Consider the following 13918-nt stretch of genomic DNA (forward strand, 5'->3'; position numbering starts at 1 on the left):
TCTCAAAGGAACCTAAAAAAATTGGGCTCTCCGTCGGATCTGAACGTTCCCAAAGAATTAGTCCCTTATTTGGATAAAAGAATTCGAAGCGCGGGCTCCATGAGATTACTTTTAAATCAATGTATCTACAAGAGATCGGTTTTGTTTTTGATTCAAAAGCAGAATACCGGGGAAAAAATCTTATATCAAAAACAAAAACTCGAACTGAAACGTTATCCTTTTCGTCCGTTTGAAGACGATTGGATCGAACTTAGGAGACTTGCTTTTCTTCACGGAGTGTCCATGTGTCGGATGTTCGTTCGATTGCTCGAAACTGATCTTTATCCCGAATCTAAATTTGCGGAGAATCCGGTTTTCGAAACGATTCCTTCGGAAGTTATCGGCGAACAAAAATCTCATAAAAATACGGGGACCTAAGTTATAGCTTGGGTTCTTTTTTATCCGTTTCAAGGAAGAATGAAATATTCTCAAATTCAGAATATACAAGTTTGTGGAACGTCGATTCTCCACAAAGGATCTAATTTTCAAAATTAGTCAAATATTTCTTGAAAATGAAGATTCTCCCCTTACGGTGTTCGAATCTTAGAATTTAAGAAAATTTTGGAGTGTATAATGTTCAGAAATTTAAAAAGAATCAGCGTTTTAATTTTCTCCATAGGTTCCTTGTTTTTTTCCTCTTCCGTTTTCGCTTTAGGAACTTATTCGGAAGGTTGGGCTGTCGTTAAACTCGTTCAATTCGAAAGCCGCGGATTGATTTTCGATTCTTACGAAGGGCTTATCGAATTTACGACCTTTGAAAAATCCGAAAAATGTGAAGCGGCGAAAGACGAATGTTTTGCTCCTCTTCGGGAAAAGGTTGAGTTTTCGGTTCGTCCCGAGAATGGAGAAGTCGTAAATTTTTTAAGTAACAACCTGAACCAAGAAATTTTAGTTCAATATAGAATTCATAGACTTGAACCGATTGCGCTTTCCACCGATTTCGAAGTCGTTGCGGCGCAAAGGCAGGTTACGATCATTCCTAAAGAAGCGGTGGATAAAATCATCGTGGATAAGACCGGGTCAAAAAGAAATTTCTCGGTGACGGGAAGAATTCTCCAGTTGGAATATCAAGGAACTGCGATTGGAACTTATGAAGGTTTGTATCTGGACGAGGTTCGCGGTAAGGTTCATCCTTTTTCGGTTACCAATGAAGAAGTGGCTAAATTCGCTTGGAATACGATGAAGTTCGGCACGAAATATTTTATCGGGGTTTCCGTTGCTTTTGCGACCGGTTGGAGAAAGTCGGATTACGATATCTTCGAAATCAATTATAAATCTCCGGCGGGCGGGGTTTATTCGGATACGAAGAAGTAGGGTTTTGATGCGAGACTTTTTCGAAGGGGACGGTTTACCGACCTCTTCGAAAAAATCTTGAGATTCCATAAAAGTTAAGATAAAAGCCGTCGGTTCGTTTTTATCCTTTTTCGCCTTCTTGAGTCTTTTCCAAATTGATAAGGTCGGTTAACCACTCGGAAACATTTCCAGCCCGATCTTTGATTCTTGCCTGCAATAAAAATCGTTTCTTAAACTTTCCAAAGGATTTCGGAATCTTTACCAAGATCATTTTACGATCGGATTCGAATTCGTAAGGAAATACTTCTCCGTCCAAAAGGATCTCAGCCCCACCGGCGTAGCCGGAGCCGATGTCGGAGACGGAATACATTCTTTCTATAACGGAAGATGGTCGGACCTCCGGCGTAAATCGATGACGGGAGATCAAAAACGGATGGTCGATTCTCGGTTTAGAACGATCTTCCAAAACCGCAATGATTCCGATCTTATTTAGAACCGCACTGATTCCTCCTCCTTCTGGAGAAGTTTTTAAAATCACCCAGCGTTTGGTTCCCTCTTCGAGTAGATAAAGATTTTCTCCTTTTCCAAAGCGTTTGTTTTTCCAAAGAAGTTTCGCTTCTCCAGACCAACTAATTCCGGTTGACTCGATTTCGAAGAGTTCGCTTTTTAAAACCAAACCATCCGGCAACGTGTTTTCGGGCGGAGTTCCGACCCTCTCAAAAAGAATATTCCCTTTACCGAACGTATTTCCCTTCGGAGTTTTTAACAAAAACCTTCCGTCTTTCGAAGAATATTCCGTTGCAATGGTCTTTTCCGAAATCCCTTTGGACCCAGAATTCAGAATTTTAATCTTTAAAGAAGAATGATTCTCTTCCTTGTCGCCCGCGATTATTTCCAAGGAAATCTCTTGGTTTTCCGGAAATTCTCTCAGATCGATACTCGATTTTAACGACGGAAATAAGTTATAAACATAAACGGGCGGATTGAGAGAGGAACGATTGGAATCATAAATGGATTGATGATCTCTCGCTTCCGCGTAACTCATCTTTTCGAACTTTCTTTCATAGAGAATTCTCCCTTCGGATAAAAGTCTCGCGAAATAAAGGTTGTTCTTGTTCCGAGAATTCATTCGATCGAATGCTCCCAGTTTGATTCTCACTTCTCCACCGACCTTCAGAGGTTCTGGATCGCTCAACTCGTAGATTCCATTCTCCTTTTTCTTGAGCGGCATCCGAAATTTTTGGCCATCGGATGAATCGACGTAAAGAACTAACAATTCGGGCGGAGTTCCGTCCCGATCGTTCATTCTTAGATAAGCGAGAGGATTGAACGTGTCCCCATTTCCGTGAAGTTCGAAATGCAAATGAGGAACTCCGGTCCCCGATTCTCCGATTCTTGCGATCGCCTGTCCTTGTTTTACGAAGAATTTGTGATCTAAAAATTTTACAGAGAAGATTCCGTCGTTGAGAAGATGGAGCGCTTGTCTGAGATTCTCGAGTTCTTTTTTGGCGCCTTCTAAGTTGAAAAGATGCGCGAACTTTGCTCTGAGTCCGGATGCGGATCGGACCATCAAATTGAGTCCGTAGCCGGTCGGTGATTCCGAAACGGATTCTACTACTCCGTCGAATGGAGCGATGGCCGGAAGACCGTTCAAATGAAACGTCTTAAAGTCCGCGCCCATATGAAGGTGATGCGTTCTATATTCTGCAAAAGAACCGGAGATCGGAGTTTGAAACTCCATCGGGAATCGGAGTTTTCCCTGCAACTCAGGAAATAGTTGTAATTCTGGTCGGTCCTCCGCCCTCAATCCCTGAAAAGTCCAGATCAACACAAGAACGTAAGCCGAAAGCGCGGAGAATCGTTTCATCTTCCGAAAAAACTGGACTGAAAATCGAAATTTGTAAAGTCGAAAAGCGTTCCGAAAAAACTCCTTGCGCGGAGGTCCGACCAAGAAAGATCCTTCTAAGTATGTTCCTGGCCCGACTGGCAATTCTCCTTTTAGTCATCCTCACTACTTACAACTGCACCTATTTCACAAGAGAACCCAGAAATCCACCGAAGATCGACGGAGTTCCAATTCCGGACGATCAAAGAAGATTGTATGTGCAGAATTTCAGAAACAATTCTTACGGAATGGGCGTACAAACTCTTCTTACGGAACTCGTTCGTGCGGAAATCGACACGAGGGGAAGATTCATCCAAACCAGAGAAAAGTCCATCGCGGCTTATCGACTTTATGGAGAAATCGTACATTATCAACTCGTCGGAAATCTTCTCGATCAGGGAGGACAATCCATTTCGAGAGAAATGTTGATCATCGTTCGACTCGAATTGCAGAAGGCGGGCGGACAAAAAATAACCTTGGAAAGGGAAGAAATTCCGGTTAGAATTATCTTCTCCGATCAAGTCGGATTTAGAGAGAGTGAGAGCCAGGCTCAAGCTCGTCTTTTGAAAATAATGGCGATTCGAATCGCCGAGGAGATGGAAAGAGCTTGGTATTTTTCTATTGCCGGGAAGATCGATCCCTGATAATCTTGACCCGCCCCTTGAGTAATCTCTTATGAATCGAGAAAAACAGGAAGCCATTCTAAACAAAACGGAACCCGCGGTCCGCATGGAAATGCAGACATTTTCGGAATACCTTCAGAAGGAAGGTCTAAAAATCACGAACCAGAGAATGCTCGTTGCGGAAAGAATTTTTTCTCTCCACAATCACTTCACTGCGGAAGGACTTTTGGAGGAATTCAAGGATCAAAGGGATCAAATCTCCAAGGCAACGATCTATAGAATTCTTTCGATCATGGTATCTGCCGGTTTGTTGCAGGAACACAACTTCGGAAAAGATTATAAATATTACGAACATATCATCGGACACAAACATCACGATCATATCATCTGCACCGTCTGCGGAAAGATCGTAGAATTTGTGGATGAAAGAATCGAACAACTTCAAGAACAAGCCGCAAAAGACAACGGTTTTAAAATTACAGGACATAGCTTGAACATCTATGGAACCTGCAACGAGCATTCTTCCGGTAGATGATTTTTAAGACGACTTCCGAAGATTCTCAGACAAGAGCCAGAACCGGAATTCTCGAACTGAACGGTGTAAAACTGGAGACTCCGGTTTTTATGCCCGTCGGTACAAGAGGAGTCGTAAAGACTCTTTCGATGGACGATCTCGAAGAACTTGAGTATTCTTTAATATTAGGGAATACATATCATCTCTATCTTCGTCCCGGTACGGATGTTTTGGATCAGTTCGGAGGTCTTAAAAAATTCTCCACTTGGAAAAAAGCTCTTCTCACCGACAGCGGCGGTTATCAGGTCTTCAGTCTCAATTCTCTTTTTAAATACGAACAAGACGGCGTTCGTTTTCAATCTCATATAGACGGAAGTCGGCACTATTTCACTCCCGGTTCGGTCATCGATATTCAAAGAAGTATCGGTTCCGACATTATGATGGTGCTCGATGATTGTGCTCCTTTCGATTCGAGTCCGGAAAGACTGAGACAATCTTTGGATCGAACGCATCGATGGGCGGAAATGTCGGTGGAATATTGGGAGAAGAATAAGAATTCTCAACATCTTTTCGGAATTTTCCAAGGCGGCATTGATCTCGATTCTCGTTTGGAGAGTTTGAAAGCGATCGCATCACTCCCGTTTGACGGAATCGCGATCGGAGGACTTTCGGTCGGAGAACCTCGCAAGGATTTCATCCGAATTTTGGACGGTATTTCGACCCACACGGATCGTACTCGACCTCTTTACTTGATGGGAGTGGGAACCGTTCCGGATATTTTGGATGGAGTGAAGAACGGAGTCGATATGTTCGACTGTGTACTTCCGACCCGAAACGCAAGAAACGGTCAAGTTTTCACAACACTCGGAAAAATTAATTTGAGAAATGAGAAGTGGAAGAACTCGGACGCACCTATGGACCCGAATTGCGGCTGTAAGGTGTGCAAGAGATATAGCATCGGGTACATCCGACACTTGCATCACGTCGGAGAGATCACTGCATTCTCACTTTCAACGTATCACAATTTATATTTTATGAAAAGTTTTCTCTCTGAGATACAAAAGTCCATTCAAGCGGGAGAATTTTTAGAAACTTATGCCAGATGGAAAAATTTGTACGAAAAGCCTGAATTTTCCGGTTGACTATTTACAGAATCGCCTTTCCTTTAGTAGAGCTGGCCGGAAAGAGACAGAAAGGAGTTGCTGATTATTTATGGAAATAACCAGAAGAGAAAGCGGGAACATTGTGATTCTGGACATAAACGGAGAGATCGATCTCTACAATGCCCCAGAGATTAAAGATGTAATCGCTAAACTCATCGAGGAACAAAAATATTATACCATTATCAATCTGGAAAAAGTTTCCTACATTGACTCGTCTGGTATTGGTGCACTGATTTCCAGCCTCTCCAACCTGAAGAAGTATCAGGGTGGACTTAAAATTATCAACGTCTCCGGCTCTGTAAGAAAGGTGTTCGAGCTTACCAAGCTGACTTCCTTTTTTGAGATTTTTGATAATGAGGCAGAAGCAGTATCTGCCTTTAAGTAAGATCGGATTATAATTTTATCCTACCTTTTCTGAAACCTGGTGCCGCAATGAAATCAACACAAAGAAAAATATTTTCTTCTTTTATAATCTTACTCGCAGGATTCCTCATTTCCTGCGGGGCTGAACTCCCCATTCAGGAGTTGAGCGACGCGAAAAACTCTATTACAAGAGCCAAAGCTGCGGGCGCAGAAAAATACGCTCCCGGAGAATTGGAAGAAGCTCGTAAAAGTTTATTAACCGCGCACCAAAAAGCTTCGGAAGAGGATCTCGGAGAAACGAAAAAATCTGCGGAATACGCAAGAGCGAAAGCTTTAGACGCTTCCGAAAAATCGTTTCCGTCTTCCGTAGATGACGCTCGCAAAGAATCTACGGCTGCAATCGATTCGGCCGACGAAGCCTACGCTTCTCAGCTTGCTTCCGAACCTTACAACGCTTCGGTTCAACTTCGTAAAGAAGGGGATACTCTTCGCGAAACCGCGGACAGAACCTTGGAATCTTATCCGAGAGAATCCGGCGACGACGCAAAACTAAGAACCAGACTTGCGGCCTTCGATCAGTACGAAGCTTCTCGTCAAAAATATGCGGATTCCAAAAAAGCCGCAGACGAATCCAAAGTATTAGCGCTTTCTCAAAAACAACAATTGATCGATTCTCTTGCGGATATCGAAAAGAATCTGAACGACGCGGATAAATACGCGGAAGGAAAAGATCCAGAAGTTGCGGAAACCAAAAGTCGTTTGGATGGCGCAAAGTATAAGATCGAAGAAGGAAAGATCAAAGAGGGTTATGCGGAAATCGATGATATTCGTAAGAAATCCGGCGAACTTGTCGCAAAAAATATCAAAGCTTACGCTGAGAAACAAAAGGAACTTGCGAAACAAAGTGTAGCAAGTGCGACCACAAAACTTGCATCTTTTGATAAGAATAAAGTCAACGCTTCCAGAGATTTCCAAGTTTCTTACCAAAGAGCGGAAGAAAATCTGAAAGCTGCTGAAGAATCCAGAGTATCCGCTGAAGATTTATATTCTTCCGAAAAATACGAAGATTCTATCTCTCGCTCCGAAGAAGCGATTCGTCTTTCCAGAATCGTAGTGGATCAGTCCACCGAACTCGCAGAGAGAATGGAAAGAAAAACGACCGGCGATAAGGTTGCAGGACGCGACACAAAAACCGGTGACGACAAAAAGAATAGTACTAAGAATCAAAACACGACCGAAGGAAAAAATTCTTCCACAAAATGGGGAGAAGACGGTTTACCGGAAGGTTGGAAACGTTATGTGGTTCGTAAAAAAGTTCCTGCGGATTGTCTCTGGAGAATTTCCAAAGATAAAAGACATTACGGAACTGCTAAGCTTTGGAGAAGAATCTACGAAGCGAACCGCAGCAAAATTAGAAATCCGAATTTGATTTATCCGAAACAAGTTCTTTTGATTCCGCCTAAAAAAGGACCGACTAAGTTTGATAAGAGTCAGGCTCCGAGTAAGAAAAAGCCTACTGCAGAAGAAGTAGAGGCAATCGAGCAGAATCAAAAACCAGCGGCTCCGGAAGAATCCGAGTCGGGGGAACCGGATAACAAAAAGAAAACGGAAACAGCTACTCCACCTCCAGCGGAAGATAATTCCGACGCGGCAGGCGGGGAAGAAGCTCCTGAAGAAGAAAACGGAGAAGAGGAAAATCCGGAAAATCTTCAGTAGTAAAGAAGCTGAGAGTTTTCAGAAGAAAGGCTTGGTAGAAATACCGGGCCTTTTTTGTTTTCGGGGGATGTGGGCGGAGTTACGACCACTTTCTCAGTAAATCGGCGCTGCGCTCGAGAACTCGGCGCGGCAAAATTGTTTTAACGCGCATCCAAAGTATTCGATCTTTCGACATTCGACGATCTATCCTGTACTCCAAAAGTGGTCGTTACTCCAGCCACAAAAAAACTTCCGTTGACATTCACGAAAAATTGAAATCCCGAACCTCGCATTTGGTAAAGATTTTGAACAAAAAGAAATTGAACTTAACTTGGAGAAGCTACGACAGACGCTTATTTTAAAATCACCTTTGAAATTCACTTGATTGTGGCTTTCGCATTGTAAAACTTTCTTTTGTAGTCAAATGAAACGCGCTTATACTCATCCGATCTCTTCCGTAAGCTATCAAGACTATGAAACCCTGGTAAAACTCGCCTGGGAAGAAGATTGCCCGGAAGAAGACATCACATCCGTATCTCTATTCTCACCCGACCAAAAAGCAACCGCAAGTTTGAACGCAAGAGAACCCGGAATTCTCTGTGGAACAGGAGTATTAGAAGTTTTGAATGTTCTTTGCGGAAACGGAATCCGGTCGGAACATTTTAAAAAGGACGCGGAGAATTTTCAAAAAGGCGAAACACTTCTGAAAATTCACGGAAGCCTCGTTCATATCTTGAGAATCGAAAGAATTCTTCTTAATTTTTTACAATATCTTTCCGGCATCTCCACTCGAACCGGAGAAGTCGTTCAAAAATACGGACAAAAGGGTCTGATGATTTTGGACACGCGTAAAACTCTTCCGGGTTATCGCAAGCTCGCAAAGTATGCGGTTTACTGCGGAGGCGGAAGCAATCACAGGCTCAATCTTTCCGAGATGGCGATGATCAAGGACAATCATCTCGCGATGTATTCTTCCTCGCACGAACCGGTTGGAAAAATCAAAGCTCGTTTTCCGGGAAGAATCGTGGAAGTGGAGATCGATTCCCTTTCACAACTCGAAGACGCGATCGGTTCAGGAGCGGAAGTGATTCTACTCGATAATTTTTCATTGGAAGATACGAAGTCCGCGTATTCCATTCTCAGGCAAAAGGCGCCTAACGTGCAGATTGAATTTTCGGGAGGAATCACTCCGGAAAAACTAGAAGCTCTTTCCGAGTTTTCAGGAGCGGGCGTGAGCATGGGTTATCTTACGCATACGACCCGTTTTCTGGATCTCGGTCTGGACATAGAACAACATTGAGATGGGATTTGTGAAGGCGCCCGCCACAAAAGACATGCTCCTCGAAGGAGTTCGCGAAACGCTCGGAGATCACGCATACGATTTCGTTCAAAAGGCGTATAACGTATCCGAACAAGCGCACCAAGGACAGTTTCGTCTATCAGGAGAACCTTATATAGTTCATCCTCTTCAGGTCGGATTCATTCTTTACGAACTCGGCCTGGACGAGAAGGTGATTTGCGCCGGACTTCTTCACGACGTAATCGAGGACACGGAATATTCCCGCGACGATATGATCCGAGATTTCGGAGAAGACATCACTGATCTCGTGGAAGGCGTCACAAAAATTTCCAAGATCAAAAGCCAGTCTAAGGAAACCGAAGCGGCCGAGAATATCCGCAAGATCATCGTCGCGACGATCAAGGACATTCGAGTCATTCTCATCAAACTTGCGGACAAGACGCACAACATGCGGACTCTTTCCTTTCAACCTCCCGAAAAACAAAGAAGAATCGCACAGGAAACCCTTTCCTTGTACGCGCCGATCGCGGGTAGATTGGGGATTTATAAAATCAAATCGGAACTCGAAGACCTTGCGTTTCAGATTCTCAATCCGGAAGAATATCAGGAAGTTAAGAAGAATATCAACTCCAAGAAATCGGAAAGAGAAGGGTTTATCGAAACCCTGAAAATCATTCTTCTGCAAAGACTTTCCGAAATTCAGATCGAAGCGGACGTCGACGGAAGGGCGAAACATTTTTATTCCATCTACCGCAAGATGAAACTGAAGGAAAAAACCTTCAACGAAATCTTCGATCTTAGAGCGATTCGAATCATCGCCAACGAAGTGAAGGACTGCTACGGTGTATTAGGAATCGTGCATACACTTTGGAACCCCGTTCCGGGTCGTTTTAAGGATTACATCGCGACTCCGAAGACGAACATGTATCAATCGCTTCATACGACCGTGATCGGGCCGGACGGAAAACCTCTCGAGGTTCAGATCCGTACGCGTGAAATGAACGACATCGCCGAATACGGAATCGCGGCGCACTGGATGTATAAGGAAAGCAAACCTTCCGCATCCGGAAAAAGCGTCAAAGTGAAGTGGCTCGAACTTCTCAGTTCTTGGCAGGATTCGGCTCTTGATCCGAAAGAATTCGTGGAAGAACTCAAATACGATCTTCACGAAGACGAGGTTTTCGTTTTCACACCGAAAGGGGAAATTCTTCAGTTACCGAAGGGCGCGACCATTCTCGACTTTGCGTTTCGAATTCATACCGATGTCGGTTTAAAAGCGAAGGGCGGAAGAATCAACGGAAGAATGCTTCCTCTCCGAACCGAAATTCGTTCCGGAGATCAGATCGAAATCATCACCGATAAAAGAACAAAACCTTCTCCGATTTGGTTGCGTATCGTTCGAACTCCTTCCGCGAGACAAAAACTGCGCGCTTACTTTAGAAGACTTCGAGAAGAAACGAAAAAGGATCTTCAACAAGAAGCGGAGTTTGCGGCGGAGATTACTCTGAACGCGGAAGTTTTAGAGGAACTCAAGAAAAAACCTTCTTCCAAACCGGCGAAACAAATCGACTTGGATGCGGGCAAGGTGATCGTCGCAGGTCTTCGCGGAATTCCGGTTCGACTTTCCGGTTGTTGTTCTCCATTGCCGGGCGACGAGATCATCGGTTTTGTCACTCGGGGAAGAGGAGTGAGCATTCACAAAAAAGGATGCGCGACCGCGAAACAACAGGAACAGGAAGAATCCATGCGGGTCATCACGGTGGAATGGGATTATGGTCAAAGCGAATCGATTCCCGTGATGATCGAAGTGAAGTCGAAGGATCGACAAGGTATCTTTATGGAAATCGTGAAATCGATTTCCAACACACAAACCAATATCCGGGAGTCCAAGGCGAGCACCGATCAACGAGGAAATTTGGTCGCGAGTTTCGAAGTGGACGTCGAACATTTGGATCAGCTCAAGGAAATTCTGAGCAATCTCAAACAGATCCCGGACGTGTATCAGGCGCATAGAATTAAGAATTAAACGAGGTAGTTACTTGAAAAAAATATTATATTCCGTTTTTTGCATTCTTTTTGTTCTTTCTTGTTTCTTCGTTTTAAACTGCGGAGAAAAGGAAGAATCCGAAACCTCCGCGGTTGTGGAAACCCTTCCATGGAACGGAAATCCCGATTCCATTCCGGTCGCTCTTCGCGGACACAACCCGATCGCTTCTCTCGAAGCGAAGAAAGGCGGAACGTTCCGTATCTACAGTCATCAGTTTCCGAAATCCTTGAACTATTATTTGGATCAGATGTCTACCACGGCTCATATCTTCGGTCTGATGTTCGAGCCTCTTTTGGATTATCATCCGCTCACTCTCGAACCGATTCCTCATCTTGCTTCTTCTTGGAGAATTTCTCCGGATAAAAAGAAATTCGTTTTTACGATCGATTCCAACGCGGTTTGGTCGGATGGAAAACCGATCACCGCCCACGATGTGTTGTTCACATACGAAACGTTGATGGATAAGAACAACAATACCGCCGTTTTTAGAATCGATCTTTCCCGTTTTGAAAAACCGGTCGTTTTGAGCGAACGAGAAATCGAGTTCACTCAAAAGGAAATTCATTGGTCGAACTTCAATACGATCGCGAACTCTCTTTATATTCTTCCCGCTCACTATTACCAAGGCAGAAACTTCGATAAGGAGAATTTCGATTTTCCAGTCGTTTCCGGTCCTTACTCCATGCTCTCCGCTAAAAAAGGCCGTTACGTAAAGATGCGTAGAAGAGGGGATTATTGGATGCGTGCGTATCCTTTTTACAAGGGAGTGGATAACTTCGATACGATTCTTTTTAAGGTGTATAACGAGGAACCGATCGCATTTCAAGCATTCAAAAAAGGTGATATAGATATCTATCCAACGTATACGGCTTCCTTTTGGGTAAAGGACGCAGTGGGCGAGAAGTTCGACGAGAGTTATATTCTCAAGCAGAAGATCTACAACTCGAAGCCGATCGGTTTTCAAGGTCTTGTTTTCAACATGAGAAGGGAAATCTTTTCGGACGTAAGAGTGCGTAAGGCGTTCGCACATCTTGTGGATCGAAAACTTCTGATCGAAAAACTCGCTTACAACGAGTACGAACCCACGAACGCATTCTATCAGGATCTTTGGAACGGTTCTTCTCCGAATCCTCCGATCGATTTCGACGTAAAAAAGGCACGGGAACTTCTCGCGCAAGCTGGTTGGAAAACGAACTCGAAAGGGATTTTGGAAAAGGACGGAAAAGAATTTCGGTTTAGCATTTTGGAACGCGATAAAAAATCCGAAAAATATCTGACGTTGATTCAGGAAAGAGCGAAAGAAGTCGGAATCGTTATCAATCTGGAAGCGACGGATCTCGCGGAATGGAGTTCTCGTATGGATAAATACGATTTCGATATGACCTGGGCCGCTTGGGGTGGAGGAATCTTTAAGGATCCGGAAGCGATGTGGTATTCCAAATACGCGGAAGAAAAAGGTCAGCCGAATCTTTCCGGTTTTAAAAACGCGGAAGTGGACAAACTCGTCGAACAACAAAGAACGGAGTTTAACGTTCCGAAACGAAACGAAATTTTGAGAAAAATAGACAAGATTCTCACCGCGGAAGTACCTTATGTTCTTCTTTGGAACACGAGCGCGACCCGGATCATGTATTGGAATCGTTTTAAGGCTCCCAAAAATCCTCTCGGTAAATACGGAAGCGAAAAGGAAGCTTCTTCACTTTGGTGGTTGGATCAAACACAATCCTCCAAACTGGACGAAGCCATTCTGAAGAAAGAAAAACTTTCGTCCGTGCCGGAGAAGGTTTACTTTCAGTAATATTCAAAAATATGAATAAACGGAATCGACTCGGAGAATTAGGCGGCGTCATTCGTGATTTTCTTAGCTCTCCTAAGATTCCGAACTTTATCGAGCTTCTCGAAAAGGGGCTTGATAAGGAACTTTTTTACGATCCCGAAAAGACGAGACCCGAAATTCCGATCGAGGACCTTCCGGTCGATTATCGTCTGCGAGAATCCGGTCTCGTTCGTAAAACATACGAGAGATTCTTCCCCGTTTCGCATCTGTTTCGCATAACGCATCGTTACGACCGGGAATATCTCGACAACTTCATGCCTCTTTCCGCCGAAAAATACATCGGAAGAGGTTCGTATAAATTCGTCTACGCTCTTCCCTGGAATCAGGTCGTTAAGATCGGTAAGTCCAAACTTCCTTCCGATCCGATCTTCGGTTCGTTATACAAACACGTGAATAAGAATCTGGATCGATATCTGAAAACGGAAGAGATTCAACTCATGGATTTTTTGAAATCCAAAACCTGGACGAGATCCGCTAAGGAAGACATTCACTTTAAGTTTTCGCGTTTGGGTTTGGAAAGGCTTCATTACTGGAAGTTGAAATCTTTGATTCCCGATCTTGTTCTTCCGACGCGGTATTTTATGGGGCTTCGTGCGAGAAGAACCCCGTTCGGAATTCCTATTCTTACCTTAACTCCCTGCGACAACCAAAACCTTCTTCCCGGAAAACATCTGAAAGAATTCATCCGACTGAATGAAAAGATCCGACAAAACCCTTTGCAGGACGCATTCTTTCCGAAATGGAAACTGAGTTTCGACACGCATAAGTTCGGAGTGATCAGTCGCTCGAAGTTGAAAAAAATCGCTCTGGATTTTCATCGAGTGATCGAAGTGACCAAACATTTGGCTCAAGAGGAAAAGTTGATTTTCGATATTCATTCCGAAAATATCATCATTACGTTTCCGGATTTTTCCCTGAAAATTTTCGATTATCATGTTTTCGACGAACATCTTTACGAGCCGAGTAAGGAGAATCCTTCTCCCGAGATCGATCATATCAACACGATTCGGGAATTCGTCCGTTCTTTCGAGCTTGGTTGAAAGAGGTCGGTAGACCGTCCACTTTCGGCAATACCGGATTTCTTCGAGCGCACAAAAGGGCCGGAGTTCCGTCCACATCGCGGCTCCCACGTAGTTTGTAGGCCCATTTTTCTTTTTAC

12 protein-coding genes (1 of these 12 only partly in view) are annotated in these 13918 nt (G+C 43.9%); 11 read left to right on the forward strand and 1 reads right to left on the reverse strand.

Annotated features, from left to right (window positions below; all coding sequences use genetic code 11):
- On the forward strand, positions 1 to 417 hold the 3' portion of the coding sequence (locus tag LEP1GSC052_RS20230; RefSeq protein WP_020986855.1) for a DUF1564 family protein. 105 nt of this gene lie to the left of the window's left edge; only the last 417 of its 522 coding nucleotides appear in the window; its start codon lies off the left edge, out of view; its stop codon occupies positions 415 to 417.
- A gap of 195 nt (positions 418 to 612) precedes the next feature.
- Positions 613 to 1353 carry a surface adhesion protein Lsa26 gene (gene lsa26 / locus LEP1GSC052_RS20235; RefSeq protein ID WP_010574181.1) on the forward strand — a complete coding sequence of 247 codons (741 nt, stop codon included), beginning with the start codon at positions 613 to 615 and terminating at the stop codon, positions 1351 to 1353.
- A 100-nt stretch (positions 1354 to 1453) separates the two neighbouring features.
- On the opposite strand, the gene LEP1GSC052_RS20240 is transcribed toward lsa26, so the two are convergent.
- Complete coding sequence (locus LEP1GSC052_RS20240) at positions 1454 to 3283, reverse strand: M23 family metallopeptidase (RefSeq protein ID WP_010574182.1); 1830 nt, start codon at positions 3281 to 3283, stop codon at positions 1454 to 1456.
- 17 nt (positions 3284 to 3300) lie between these two features.
- Between LEP1GSC052_RS20240 and lptE the strand changes: the two genes are divergently transcribed.
- The 9 genes from lptE to LEP1GSC052_RS20285 all read left to right on the forward strand — a co-directional run bounded on the left by lptE (position 3301) and on the right by LEP1GSC052_RS20285 (position 13799).
- Positions 3301 to 3861: an LPS assembly lipoprotein LptE gene (lptE, locus tag LEP1GSC052_RS20245; protein ID WP_010574183.1), complete on the forward strand. Its 561-nt coding sequence runs from the start codon at positions 3301 to 3303 to the stop codon at positions 3859 to 3861.
- Between the two features lie 31 nt (positions 3862 to 3892).
- A complete protein-coding gene (locus LEP1GSC052_RS20250; RefSeq protein WP_002996754.1) occupies positions 3893 to 4375 on the forward strand; it encodes a Fur family transcriptional regulator in 483 nt (160 codons plus the stop codon).
- The gene (gene tgt / locus LEP1GSC052_RS20255; protein ID WP_010574184.1) at positions 4372 to 5496 is read left to right on the forward strand and encodes a tRNA guanosine(34) transglycosylase Tgt; all 1125 of its coding nucleotides are present in this window, start codon (positions 4372 to 4374) and stop codon (positions 5494 to 5496) included. The genes LEP1GSC052_RS20250 and tgt overlap by 4 nt, the downstream gene beginning before the upstream one ends.
- A gap of 70 nt (positions 5497 to 5566) precedes the next feature.
- A complete protein-coding gene (locus tag LEP1GSC052_RS20260) occupies positions 5567 to 5902 on the forward strand; it encodes an STAS domain-containing protein (protein ID WP_002745051.1) in 336 nt (111 codons plus the stop codon).
- Between the two features lie 47 nt (positions 5903 to 5949).
- Positions 5950 to 7596: a lipoprotein LipL71 gene (locus LEP1GSC052_RS20265; protein WP_010574185.1), complete on the forward strand. Its 1647-nt coding sequence runs from the start codon at positions 5950 to 5952 to the stop codon at positions 7594 to 7596.
- A gap of 364 nt (positions 7597 to 7960) precedes the next feature.
- Positions 7961 to 8875, forward strand: a complete 915-nt coding sequence (nadC, locus tag LEP1GSC052_RS20270) for a carboxylating nicotinate-nucleotide diphosphorylase (protein WP_020986871.1) — start codon at positions 7961 to 7963, stop codon at positions 8873 to 8875.
- Position 8876: 1 nt separating this feature from the next.
- Positions 8877 to 10901 (forward strand): RelA/SpoT family protein, encoded by a 2025-nt coding sequence (locus tag LEP1GSC052_RS20275; protein ID WP_020986856.1) that lies wholly within the window; start codon positions 8877 to 8879, stop codon positions 10899 to 10901.
- 13 nt (positions 10902 to 10914) lie between these two features.
- Complete coding sequence (locus tag LEP1GSC052_RS20280; protein ID WP_010574187.1) at positions 10915 to 12720, forward strand: extracellular solute-binding protein; 1806 nt, start codon at positions 10915 to 10917, stop codon at positions 12718 to 12720.
- Positions 12721 to 12731: 11 nt separating this feature from the next.
- A complete protein-coding gene (locus LEP1GSC052_RS20285; protein WP_010574188.1) occupies positions 12732 to 13799 on the forward strand; it encodes a hypothetical protein in 1068 nt (355 codons plus the stop codon).
- Positions 13800 to 13918 lie beyond the last annotated feature (119 nt).

This window comes from Leptospira kmetyi serovar Malaysia str. Bejo-Iso9, from assembly GCF_000243735.2.
Lineage (GTDB): Bacteria > Spirochaetota > Leptospiria > Leptospirales > Leptospiraceae > Leptospira > Leptospira kmetyi.

Coding starts and splice junctions, on each gene's coding strand:
- lsa26 (WP_010574181.1), top strand. CDS start 613: ATGTTCAGAAATTTAAAAAGAATCAGCGTTTTAATTTTCTCCATAGGT.
- lptE (WP_010574183.1), top strand. CDS start 3,301: ATGTTCCTGGCCCGACTGGCAATTCTCCTTTTAGTCATCCTCACTACT.
- LEP1GSC052_RS20250 (WP_002996754.1), top strand. CDS start 3,893: ATGAATCGAGAAAAACAGGAAGCCATTCTAAACAAAACGGAACCCGCG.
- tgt (WP_010574184.1), top strand. CDS start 4,372: ATGATTTTTAAGACGACTTCCGAAGATTCTCAGACAAGAGCCAGAACC.
- LEP1GSC052_RS20260 (WP_002745051.1), top strand. CDS start 5,567: ATGGAAATAACCAGAAGAGAAAGCGGGAACATTGTGATTCTGGACATA.
- LEP1GSC052_RS20265 (WP_010574185.1), top strand. CDS start 5,950: ATGAAATCAACACAAAGAAAAATATTTTCTTCTTTTATAATCTTACTC.
- LEP1GSC052_RS20275 (WP_020986856.1), top strand. CDS start 8,877: ATGGGATTTGTGAAGGCGCCCGCCACAAAAGACATGCTCCTCGAAGGA.
- LEP1GSC052_RS20285 (WP_010574188.1), top strand. CDS start 12,732: ATGAATAAACGGAATCGACTCGGAGAATTAGGCGGCGTCATTCGTGAT.